The sequence below is a fragment of the Maritimimonas sp. 2405UD52-3 genome (assembly GCF_056591715.1).
In genome coordinates this window covers 21,106-32,349 of sequence record NZ_JBWQOL010000007.1, presented here as the reverse complement: position 1 = coordinate 32,349, position 11,244 = coordinate 21,106, and the positions used below count along the sequence as shown (strand labels likewise).

Sequence of the window (11,244 nt, the reverse complement as noted above, 5' to 3'; positions counted from 1 at the left end):
CGCTTCCCTAAAGAAAACCTATAATCTATTAATTAAGTATCCTTCTTTTTTGTATTTAGCCTCGTCAAAAACAAATAACTTATCAGATAAGGGCTGATTTGCCTTAAAATTTGAAACCGTTAAGGTGGTAATGGTAGAATTATTACCTTCTTCAATTAAATTATAAATATGTTTTGTCTTCGTATCTACACCTAAAAGCACACTTCTTATTTCAGAATTGCTATCTATTGGAGTCAGCTTTACATACTGAATTTGTCTACCGTTCAAATTCTTCAACGCATCCCAAGAGTAGTCAAATCCATTTTTATAGAATGAGAAAAATTTAGAAGGGGTTAAGGTATTATCATCATCGGCATCAGCATCTGTAATATTCACTTCTTCGTCTTCAGGGATAATAGTAAATACTTTTTTACCATCATATACTTGATTTGTACCTAAGAAATGTACATTGTATAAATCACCTTTCATTGTTGCTGTGCCTCTCGTTTCCTGATGCACATTCTCACTTTTATTCTCTAACACATATTTAAACTCAACATAAATGTTTTCATATGCATTCATTTTAGTCGACACCTCATCTAATAACTTTTTTGACTTAGAGTCACTCTGTGCAAATAATGTTGCACTTCCTAAAACTACTGCCAATAAGAGTACAATTTTTTTCATTTTAATTCAATTGATTTTTTTCGTTTTTTAAAAATTCTTCCAGAGCCATAGGATCAGAAATGAGTACCTGCCTTGCTTTGCTACCTTCAAAAGGTCCTACTATACCTGCAGCTTCTAACTGATCTATAATTCTACCTGCTCTGTTATATCCTAACTTTAATTTTCGTTGTAATAAAGAGGCTGATCCTTGCTGCGCATTTACTATTACATGAGCTGCATCAACAAAGAGACTATCCCTATCCGCTATGTCTATATCAAGACCTGTGCCACTTTCTTCACCAACATATTCAGGTAATAAATGTGCATCAGGATATGCTCTCTGCGAGCCTATATAATCAGTGATCTTATCAACTTCTGGTGTATCTACAAAAGCACATTGCAAACGTGTTAATTCACTACCTGTAGAAATAAGCATATCTCCTTTACCAATCAACTGATCTGCACCTTGCGCATCTAAAATAGTACGTGAGTCAATTTTTGACGTTACTCTAAAAGCAACTCTAGTTGGGAAGTTGGCTTTGATCAAACCTGTGATCACATTTACCGAAGGCCGTTGTGTGGCAACAATTAAATGAATACCAATTGCTCTTGCCAACTGAGCCAATCTGGCAATTGGTGCTTCAATTTCTTTACCAGCTGTCATGATCAAATCAGCAAACTCATCAATAACCAATACAATATAGGGCAGAAATTTATGCCCGTTTTCTGGATTTAATTTTCTGGCTTTAAATTTTTCGTTATACTCTTTGATGTTTCGAACGTATGCATCCTTTAATAGGTTATAGCGGTCATCCATTTCAATACATAGGGAATTCAATGTATTGACTACCTTATTCGTATCAGTAATAATAGCCTCTTCAGAATCCGGTAATTTAGCCAAATAGTGACGCTCTATTTTATTATAAAGTGTTAATTCTACCTTTTTAGGGTCTACCAACACAAACTTAACTTCAGCAGGATGTTTTTTGTACAATAAGGATGTTAATACGGCATTCAAACCTACTGATTTCCCCTGACCGGTAGCTCCTGCCATTAGTAGGTGCGGCATCTTGGCTAAGTCAATTACAAAAGTTTCGTTAGAAATGGTTTTCCCTAATGCCAATGGCAGTTCAGCTTTTGATTTCTGAAACTTTTGAGTAGATAGCACCGATTTCATTGAAACAATAGTAGGTTTCTTATTAGGCACTTCTATACCTATAGTCCCTTTACCAGGAATTGGTGCAATAATACGAATACCTAAAGCCGATAATGACAATGCAATATCATCTTCTAAATTTTTAATCTTTGAAATTCTAACACCTTTATCGGGAACAATTTCATAAAGTGTAACCGTTGGACCGATTGTAGCCTTTATGCTGGCAATACCAATTTTGTAATTACTTAGGGTATCTACGATTCTATTTTTGTTGGCCTCTAATTCATCCTGATCTATGGTAATATTCTCATTTCCGTAGTCATTCAACAAGTCTAACGCAGGAAATTTATAATTACCCAATTCTAATGTGGGGTCAAACTCACCAAAGTCCTCAACCAATTTATTTGATAAATTCTCAACAAGCTGGTCTTCTTCAAACGTTTGTTCTACTTCAACTTTTACTTCGGGAGCAGACTCTTCAACCTCAACTTTTTGCTCTAATTGTCGTTCAAATTCAAGCTCAGGGCTCTTTACTTTCTCAACTTTTTCTTCAACTAAAGGTTCGGGTTCACTAACATTCAGTTCAATATTTGAGGTAGGTTCTTCGTGAACAGCTTGCGTTATGTAACCATCTTCAGTAGTATCATCTAATGTATCTGCAGTTTTGACTTTCGCTTTCTTCTTTGGTATTTTTTCTTTTACCAATTCTGGTGTGATCTTAAATTTGAATATCAAATAAGCCAATAAGCTAAACAGCAACACTAGGAAAACACCTACCCTCCCAATAAAATCATTGAGAAAATCATTCATTTCAAAACCAAAAACACCCGCAAACAATGGTTTTTCTGAAAAGAAAAAACCAAAAGCCAATGAAAGCCAAACAATATTGATAATACCCCAAAACCATATTCTTCGCAATTGTTTTAAAGGTAAATGAAAGATAGCAACACCACCAGTCAAGAATAATAAAACAGGTAAGATAAAGGTCGCTAATCCAAAACCTTTATAAATGAAAAAATGGCTTACCTGAGCACCCACCTTACCTAATAAATTCTTAGCAGAATCCGTTCTTTCTGTAAACGTTTCTAATTGGCTCTGATCAGCCTGCCAGTTAGAAAAGAAAGAGATAAACGAAATCAACAAAAAAGTACTTAACAGTACTAAAAACACACCAAAAATAAGATGTGTTTGCTTACTCTTAAAAAAATGTATTATTGAATTACCCCTTTTCTTTTTGGAGGCTGCTTTTTTCTTCTTAGCCATCAAAATTTCAATATCAGGCAAAAATACATAAAATTATAAGAGTGCTATGCTTATAAAGAACAGTTTAATAAAATTTTGGGATATAGATAATGCATCCTATAATAACTGCAATAATTGCAGCAAATGCAGGTGCTCCGGCAGCAACATCTTTTATAAAACCAATGTCTTTATGATAATCTTTATGTACAAAGTCTGCCAGTTTTTCAATAGCCGTATTTGCAGACTCAGCTACCAATACTAAACCAATAGCTAAAAATTGTAATATCCATTCATAAGCGGATAATTGCATCACAAAACCAATGATGGTCATAATAATAGCAATAACAACCTGCACCTTTATGCTTGGCTCTGTAGTTATTAAAAGCCAGATACCTTTTAAAGCATATTTTACACTCTTAATTCTACCTGTCAGAAAATTATCTTTCTTAGTATTCAATGGTTATTCTTTATATCCTCCAAGGTGGATTTAATCTATTTTCACCCGCGTAATATAGAATGATCTGGTTTCCATCAAGGTCTTTCAGTCTAGCTTCTCGCCAGAGCCATCCTTTGTCATTGGGTAGCTCATCAAATTGTAAGCCTTTTTCTACTAAACTATCTACATGATCATCAAGGTCATTGCATTCAAAATAAACGTAGATACCATCACCCTTAGGTAATTCTTCAACTTGATGAATAGAAAAGCTAGCTTTTTCTCCATCAGGGCATTCAAAACGTGCATAATGAGGTAAAGCTTTCACAATTAGTTTCAGTCCTAACTTTTCGTAAAAAGAAATAGACTTTGCCACGTCTAGTGAAGGAACGGTTACCTGGTTTAAATTCACCTTCCTACTATCTATTCATCTAACAAAGCTTCTAGAGCAGCTTTATAATTAGGCTCATCTACTATTTCGGGAACTTGCTCGGTATAAACAACTTTACCACCTTCATTTAATACAATAACACATCGTGAATGCAGATTTTCAAGTGGGCCATCTGTAATTTCCAATCCATAATTCTTTCCAAAGGCTCCTGTACCATAATCAGAAAGATTTACCACATTTTCGATGCCTTCGGCTCCACAAAAACGTGCCTGAGCAAAAGGTAAATCTCTTGAAATACAAAGCACTTTTGTGTTTTCTAGTTCAGATGCTTCTTTATTAAACTGCCGTACTGAAGCCGCACAAGTACCTGTATCTATACTAGGGAAGACGTTCAACACAACTTTATAGCCATTATAATCGCTCAAAGTCGATTTTGAAAGATCTGTTTTTGTCAATGAAAAGTCTGGAGCCTGTGAGCCAATTGCTGGTAAGTTTCCTAGTGTATGAATTGTATTGCCTTTTAATGTAATTGTTGCCATGCTAATTTTTTAAGATTGAAGTCTAAAAATAAGAAATAATCATACGCAACTACTAACGCTTATGATTAAAAATTAAAAAAGCCGACATAAATGTCGGCTTTAAATTATAATGTATTGAAAATTAATTCAAATGCTTGGCTAAATATTCAGCTACACCCTCATGCGTTGTTTTTAAACCTTCTTTTTCAGCATTCCAATTAGCAGGGCAAGCTTCTCCATGCTCTTCATTAAATTGTAATGCATCGATCATTCTGATGGCTTCGTCAACATTTCTACCTAATGGCAAATCATTTACAATTTGATGGCGTACCACTCCTTCTTTGTCAATTAAGAACAACCCTCTATACGCTATTAATTCACCTTCTGCTTGCAACATATCGTTATCATCGTAGTAATAATCTCCCGTCAATACATCGTAATTTTTAGAGATGGTTTTATTGGTATCGGCCACCAAAGGATATGTAATACCTTTTATACCGCCTTGCTCTTTTGGTAATTGTAACCAACCCCAATGTGATTGTTCAGTATCTGTTGAAACAGCTACTACAGCTGTATTCCTCTTTTCAAATTCAACCAATTTTTCTTGAAACGCATGTAATTCCGTTGGACATACAAAAGTGAAATCTTTTGGGTAAAAGAATAGTATTACATATTTGTTACCTATAAACTGATTTAAGGAAAAATTTTCTTCAAACACACCTCCATTTACTACTGCTTGTGCTGAAAATTCTGGTGCTTTTTTACCAACTAATACTGCCATTTAATTTTTGATTTTTAAAAATTTAAGCGGCAAATATACTAAGTGATTTCAAAGTTTCAACATCAAATAATTTATAAATTTTATGACATTATAATCTTTAATTATTCCTAGTATTGACGGTTGTTTCAGCTCAAACGACTAACAAAATATAAATGACTAAAAAACAGCATGTTGAAAACTTTATTTTGATTTTATAAAAAGAATCCTTTAAATTCGTGCAGGCTATGAGGGAGCTTAAGTAAACTAAAACCCCTACTTAATGACTGAAAAACATCATCTTCTAACCAATGATGAGTTTGAAGAAAAATTTGAGAACTGCGCGCTTCCTGCATGCTATTTTACTCATGAGGCCCATCTTAGACTTGCTTACATACACATCAAGAAACACGGCATAAAACAGGCTATCAAAAATATTAGTAAGCTTATCATTAATTTGGATAACAAATATGGTGATGGTACAAAGTTCAATAAACGACTAACTATTGCTTCAGCCAAAGTGGTTGAGCATTTTATGAAAAAAACCTCTGCGATAGACTTTAAAGGCATGCTTTCTGAATTTCCCGAATTAAGAAATGATTTCTGTGAAATTTTAAGAACACATTATAAGCTAGACTTCTTCAAAAAAGAAAAAGAAGAGGAATATCTTGAGCCTAATCTGTTAGCTTTTAGCTAGTTTTTTTTAGCAGTTACTATTCTTATCTTTAACGGATCATAATTAAACTATCCTTATGGTTCATGGTACCCACAATGCAATAGATGACCCTCGAAATGCGTCTATAAAAATTTTCATCAACAATGAGTTGCTTAATAGAGGTGAAGCCAAAATCTCCGTTTTTGACAGTGGTTATCTTGTTGGCGATGGTATTTGGGAGGCCTTGCGCTTGCATGATGGTGTTTTAGTTTTTTTAGACCAGCACTTAGACAGACTTTGGCAGGCAGCAGCCACAGTTGGAATGCAATTCCATTTTTCCCGTAAGAAGCTGATAGATAATATTTGGAAAACATTAAATGCTAATGCCATGTTTACAGATGTACATCTTCGTATTATGGTAACGCGTGGTATTAAAAAAACACCATCACAAGATCCAAGATTAACAATATCTGACCCCAATTTAGTCATTATTGCTGAACATAAAAAGGCTGATGAAGACACAAAAGAAAAAGGCATTTCTCTGTTTACAAGCACTATTCGCCGTGGCTCGCCAGACTATTTAGATCCACGTTTAAATTGCCATAGCAAGTTACATGAAGTACAAGCACTCATTCAAGCCATTGAAGCAGGAGCAGATGAAGCTTTGATGCTAGACATTCATGGATTCGTGGCTACCTGCAATGCTACCAATTTTTTTATAGTAAAAAACAATGAAGTCTGGACGTCAACTGGGCAATACTGCATGAATGGAATTACAAGAGCCAATGCTCTAAGAGTTTGCAGAGAAAATGGTATTACGTACTTTGAAAAGAACTTTTCACTATTTGATGTCTATGGTGCAGATGAAGCTTTTGTTACAGGAACTTTTGGTGGACTAACACCAGTAGTAAAAATAGATGGAAGAGTAATAGGTGAAGGAAATTATGGGCCATTAACCCGAAAATTAAGTGACCTTTATCATCAATTGATCGCTAGTGAAGTAAAAAAATACAGCAATGTCAACTAAGCGTATTTGTTTATGGTCAGGCCCTCGAAACATTTCTACTACTTTAATGTATTCTTTTGCCCAGCGCAAAGACACACAAGTTTTTGATGAACCCTTATATGCACACTATTTAAGTAAAACCGAAGCTAAAAATTACCATCCGGTAGCTGATGATATCATAGCCACTATGGAAAATGATGGTAATAAGGTAATTGATATGATGATGGGAGATTTTGAAAAACCAATAGTGTTTTTTAAAAACATGACACATCATTTGCTCAATCTTGATCGTAGTTTTATGAAAGACTGTGTAAATGTTATTTTAACAAGAGATCCTATTGAGATGTTACCTTCGTTTGAAAAAGTGATCAAAAATCCAAAAATGATTGATGTTGGTTATGCGTTAAGTGTAGAACTTCTCAATTATTTGAGAACTGAAGGAATAGAACCTATTGTTCTTGATGCTAAAAAGGTATTGCTGAATCCTGAAAAGGTATTAAAAAAATTATGCCATCTGGCAGGAATTGAATTTGATACCGCTATGCTTAATTGGCTGGCAGGTGCCCGGCCAGAAGATGGTATTTGGGCACCTTACTTTTATAAGAATATCCATACCTCAACAGGATATATTCCCTATAAACCAAAAGCAGATTTGTTTCCTGAACGTTTAAAGCCTCTTTTAGAAGAATGTCTACCGTATTATGAGCAATTACGTAACTTAGCCTTAGAATAGTTCGTAAAAAATTTCACCATGAAAAGCAGTTTTCAAAGTATCGTTTTACTTTTCTTCATTCCTATTTATACTATTACTGCTCAAGATATTACTGGACTTTGGGAAGTGAAGGAAGTAAAAGTAGGTACACAAACTATGAACCCTGTTGCTAAATGGACACAAATTAATAAAGATGGTACTTACAAATCCGGTAACGGTTGGCTTCAAAATGCAGAAGGAACATGGACTTTCGATAAGAAAAAAAGTTTATTTTCTCCTAGAGAAACCAATGGTATTATTGATGAATTTGGCCCATTTACAGTTGAACTTACGGACGAGGGGATGAATTGGTTACGTGAAGAAAAAGGAATGATTGTCACGGTAAACCTCATTAAAATTGATGAAGTACCTAAAAGTACTGCAGACAAGGTAGTAGGTTTATGGAATTTAGAATCTGTTATCAAAGAAGGAGAAGATAAAACGGAAGCTTATGATCCTGAAAATAAACAGTATATTTTTATACGATGGGATCGTATTTATATGAAAAGAACTTCTAAAGGAGAACGAGCTACCGGTTATTGGTATATGCATGGGCATAAACCAGAAATTACCTTTTTACCACACGCTAAAGATAGTAATGCCGAAAGTTGGAACGTAGAAATAACAGATTCATCTTTAAAACTCATTGGGGTTTCTAATAGCAATAAAAATATTGAAATGAATTATAAAAAACTCAATAAGTTTCCAAAGTAGACTTTGTGAAAACCGAATTACTTCAAATAGAACCTGTATTACCATCTCAAGATATTGATCATGATGCGAAATTAAGTACGAGAAGTGCTGGTTTTTATTTCATTTTTAAACAAAAAAAGAAATTATATTGATTTTAGCAATTTTTCAACGTATTTATAAAACTTATATAAACTTTTACCAAATTGAAAAACAGTATAACACTAAAATTAACGGACAATTAGTGACTTAAGAATGCAACAAGCTTTAGCCTGCTACTTTACAACTTTTCCTACCTTGTAATTTCAATTACAAACAAGTTTGAATTTAATATCTAAACTAGAACCTAAATCTAACAGAAAACAAAAAAAACCTTTCAAAAATTGATTGTGTATTACTTGTAGTAGAAAAATCAGTATTGTTGATTTGATTAACATTTTCCCTATCTAGTAAGTTCCTACCTTCCAACCTATAAGTAACGGTTCTCTTTTTATTTTCATAACTGGTAGAAGCATTTAAATTTAGTGTTCTATTCGTTGATTGATTTAAGTTCGGAATAATATAGTTTATATGAGCTTTGATGCTATATCTATCATGAGGAACAAAAGTAAGATCAAAGTTATTAGTTAAACTTTCATTTTTAAAACTTTGAACGCCTTGTGAAACAAAATTTGTATAGCTGTAGGATAGTTTATTGCCAAATAAAAATTTCCCTATATAAGAGGTACCCATAGCAAAATTTAAATTAATAATTTCACCTTTATTTAATCTTAAGTCTGAGCTATTTACCAGATTAAAATAATTGCTGTTTCTATAGGAGCCATTTAATCTGAATGTTGTACGAAGAGGACTGATATATTTATCAATATAGAGGTTCCAACTTCGACTTTCAGAACCCCTATCTTGAAGCAGATACGTTACAAATGATACATCTTGAGTAATAATATTGGAAGATAAATAAGCATTATTATCTTTTTGATAACTAAAGCCTATACTAGCATTGGTGTCGTTAAATAAATTTGTATAGCGATATGCAATTGTAAAATTATTAATCGTGAGTTTGTTAAAACTTAGTAGATTGTTTTGCAATAAACGATTAGCTCTTAATATAAAGTTGGTGTATAGATATTTTTGACCGGGGGGGGTATTGTTATGGCTAATATTACTGGTCATTGTATGCTTTTCATTGAACTTATAATTCAAGTATAAAGTAGCGTCGAATAAAAACAAATCACTATTTCTATTGTCTAGCGATATCTTATCTCTATAATTATAAGCATATAATTTTGTACTTAGACTAGGACGAATTCGGAATTTTTTAATCTTAAAATAATAATCTGTAGAAATTTGAGGTAAAAAGACTACATAATCTATGTTATTTTTATAAATACTTACATTATTAATATCGATTAAATTACTTAGCAAAGTATTTTCAAAATAATCAGTGCTAACTTTAATATTAAATTTATTATCGTTTTTATCTCTTTTAAAATAACTACTTTCTAATCGTAAACTTTGTTTTTTTGAGTAAATCGATTGCCTGTTAGTGGTATTAGGAATAGAGGTATTATTGTTAAAATCAACACCTGAAACTAAGACCAAATTTTCAGGCTTCTCACTAAATGAAGCAGTGCCTTTTATATTTATTGCGCTTTGATTATTGACCCTTAAGGTATACCTAGTTTCGTTGGATAAGAAATGTTCCTTGTTTAATATATTTTCTCCTTGTTCAATATTATTTCGAACACCTAGCTGCTCATCCTTATTACGTAATTTAGAAAATTTAAATTGAGTAAAGAAAGAGCTTTTCTTATTAATATACGTTTGAAACATAGTTTTACTATTAAAATAGAACGGTCTTAACTTTTTTTCGTTCGACTGTTCGATAATAATAGGATTATTTGGGTCTGCATTAATTATAGTAGTGGAGCTACTTTGTTCAATAGCTCTATCCGAAAGAGCATCAAGGTTTATGCGTAAAGTTTTGGTTTTAGATATTTTCGGTAAGATATTGAGACTACCAAAAAATTCATTGTTTTTAATACTGTTACTCGCCAGAGAAAGGTTCTTATCACTACTTAGATAGCCAAGAGCATGGAAAGGTTTTATTTCTTTATCACTACTATTTGAGATAAAGCCCAAAGCATTAAACTGTTTGTCAGATCGACTCCTGCCGGTATTATTATAACTAATTACAGAAAAACCTTTGAGTTTTTTGGTAATTGTAATGGCAGTTCCATTGATATAATAACGTTCATTCTGTCCATAGCCTAAAGTTGCATTTCCAGATAAAGAAAGTCCAGATTGAAATTTAAGATTTAAAGCTACTCGTTCGTTTTGAGTTAAGCCTTGTAGCATAGGGTTATTTTCAAAATTTTCTATTGCTTCAATACCTTTAATATGCTTAGCGTTTATATTTTTCGTTCCCACCGTGTAATTACCATTAAACAGATTATCGCCCTCAAGCAATATATTAGTGACGTCTTTCCCTTTAAATTTCAATCTTCCATTTTCCTGCAAGGTAAGACCCGGTAGTTTTGCTAAAATATCTTCCAAAACAACTTCTGAACCATTGATCAATTTTTCTAGGTTAAAGGAGGTAGTATCATTTTTTATATTAACTCTGGCCGTCGCTTTAATTTCTATTTCTTTCAAAGGTTCCGTCCTTTCTTTCAACGTAATATCTGCAATGAATTTTTGGGTATTTTGATTTATATTTAAGATTCTCTTAAATGTATCATGTGCTAAAGAGGAAGTTTCTAAAACTACCTCATTAAGTCTTACTTGTTTGATAATCTTATATCTACCAGCATTATCGGTGATTCCAAAAGCTAGTACTTGAGCTGTACTATCATTTTTCTTTAATAAAACATCTATATAGGGTATTGGTCTATTGGCAGTATCTTTTACCGTACCTGTAATGGTGATTTCTTTTTGTGCATTAAGCTGACAACAGATAAAACAAAAGAAAAAAAGCCTCATAAGAATTTTCAAAGGATA

At 33.0% G+C, this 11,244-nt stretch carries 11 protein-coding genes; 4 read left to right on the top strand and 7 right to left on the bottom strand.

The features are described from left to right. Nucleotides 1-18: 18 nt before the first annotated feature. The 6 genes from lolA1 to AC1EU5_RS14435 form a co-directional block, all read right to left on the bottom strand. On the bottom strand, nt 19-666 hold the full coding sequence (gene lolA1 / locus AC1EU5_RS14460; RefSeq protein ID WP_480193125.1) for an outer membrane lipoprotein periplasmic chaperone LolA1: 648 nt from the start codon (nt 664-666) through the stop codon (nt 19-21). A gap of 1 nt (nt 667) precedes the next feature. After that, on the bottom strand, nt 668-3,064 hold the full coding sequence (locus AC1EU5_RS14455; protein ID WP_480193124.1) for an FtsK/SpoIIIE family DNA translocase: 2,397 nt from the start codon (nt 3,062-3,064) through the stop codon (nt 668-670). Nucleotides 3,065-3,128: 64 nt separating this feature from the next. Then, the gene (locus AC1EU5_RS14450; protein ID WP_480193123.1) at nt 3,129-3,500 is read right to left on the bottom strand and encodes a diacylglycerol kinase family protein; all 372 of its coding nucleotides are present in this window, start codon (nt 3,498-3,500) and stop codon (nt 3,129-3,131) included. A 10-nt stretch (nt 3,501-3,510) separates the two neighbouring features. Continuing rightward, a complete protein-coding gene (locus AC1EU5_RS14445; RefSeq protein WP_480193122.1) occupies nt 3,511-3,888 on the bottom strand; it encodes a VOC family protein in 378 nt (125 codons plus the stop codon). Nucleotides 3,889-3,899: 11 nt separating this feature from the next. After that, a complete protein-coding gene (gene tpx, locus AC1EU5_RS14440) occupies nt 3,900-4,406 on the bottom strand; it encodes a thiol peroxidase (RefSeq protein WP_480193121.1) in 507 nt (168 codons plus the stop codon). A gap of 121 nt (nt 4,407-4,527) precedes the next feature. Beyond that, the gene (locus AC1EU5_RS14435) at nt 4,528-5,166 is read right to left on the bottom strand and encodes a peroxiredoxin (protein ID WP_480193120.1); all 639 of its coding nucleotides are present in this window, start codon (nt 5,164-5,166) and stop codon (nt 4,528-4,530) included. Nucleotides 5,167-5,425: 259 nt separating this feature from the next. Between AC1EU5_RS14435 and AC1EU5_RS14430 the strand changes: the two genes are divergently transcribed. From AC1EU5_RS14430 to AC1EU5_RS14415, 4 genes are read left to right on the top strand one after another with little or no spacing between them, the layout of a single operon-like run. Next, entirely contained in the window at nt 5,426-5,839 is a 414-nt protein-coding gene (locus AC1EU5_RS14430) for a hypothetical protein (RefSeq protein WP_480193119.1), read from the top strand. Between the two features lie 55 nt (nt 5,840-5,894). After that, complete coding sequence (locus AC1EU5_RS14425) at nt 5,895-6,824, top strand: aminotransferase class IV (RefSeq protein ID WP_480193118.1); 930 nt, start codon at nt 5,895-5,897, stop codon at nt 6,822-6,824. Then, nucleotides 6,814-7,536 (top strand): sulfotransferase-like domain-containing protein, encoded by a 723-nt coding sequence (locus AC1EU5_RS14420; protein WP_480193117.1) that lies wholly within the window; start codon nt 6,814-6,816, stop codon nt 7,534-7,536. The genes AC1EU5_RS14425 and AC1EU5_RS14420 overlap by 11 nt, the downstream gene beginning before the upstream one ends. Before the next feature lie 18 nt (nt 7,537-7,554). Further along, nucleotides 7,555-8,268 (top strand): hypothetical protein, encoded by a 714-nt coding sequence (locus AC1EU5_RS14415; RefSeq protein ID WP_480193116.1) that lies wholly within the window; start codon nt 7,555-7,557, stop codon nt 8,266-8,268. A 315-nt stretch (nt 8,269-8,583) separates the two neighbouring features. Here AC1EU5_RS14415 and AC1EU5_RS14410 read toward each other — a convergent pair whose 3' ends face one another. Further along, nucleotides 8,584-11,226 carry a hypothetical protein gene (locus AC1EU5_RS14410; protein ID WP_480193115.1) on the bottom strand — a complete coding sequence of 881 codons (2,643 nt, stop codon included), beginning with the start codon at nt 11,224-11,226 and terminating at the stop codon, nt 8,584-8,586. Between the last annotated feature and the right edge of the window lie 18 nt (nt 11,227-11,244).

Bases quoted from the DNA above. Each gene is read 5' to 3' on its own strand.
- AC1EU5_RS14415 (WP_480193116.1), top strand. From the start codon at position 7,555: ATGAAAAGCAGTTTTCAAAGTATCGTTTTACTTTTCTTCATTCCTATT.
- AC1EU5_RS14420 (WP_480193117.1), top strand. From the start codon at position 6,814: ATGTCAACTAAGCGTATTTGTTTATGGTCAGGCCCTCGAAACATTTCT.
- AC1EU5_RS14430 (WP_480193119.1), top strand. From the start codon at position 5,426: ATGACTGAAAAACATCATCTTCTAACCAATGATGAGTTTGAAGAAAAA.
- AC1EU5_RS14455 (WP_480193124.1), bottom strand. From the start codon at position 3,064: ATGGCTAAGAAGAAAAAAGCAGCCTCCAAAAAGAAAAGGGGTAATTCA.
- AC1EU5_RS14410 (WP_480193115.1), bottom strand. From the start codon at position 11,226: ATGAGGCTTTTTTTCTTTTGTTTTATCTGTTGTCAGCTTAATGCACAA.
- AC1EU5_RS14425 (WP_480193118.1), top strand. From the start codon at position 5,895: ATGGTTCATGGTACCCACAATGCAATAGATGACCCTCGAAATGCGTCT.
- AC1EU5_RS14435 (WP_480193120.1), bottom strand. From the start codon at position 5,166: ATGGCAGTATTAGTTGGTAAAAAAGCACCAGAATTTTCAGCACAAGCA.
- tpx (WP_480193121.1), bottom strand. From the start codon at position 4,406: ATGGCAACAATTACATTAAAAGGCAATACAATTCATACACTAGGAAAC.
- lolA1 (WP_480193125.1), bottom strand. From the start codon at position 666: ATGAAAAAAATTGTACTCTTATTGGCAGTAGTTTTAGGAAGTGCAACA.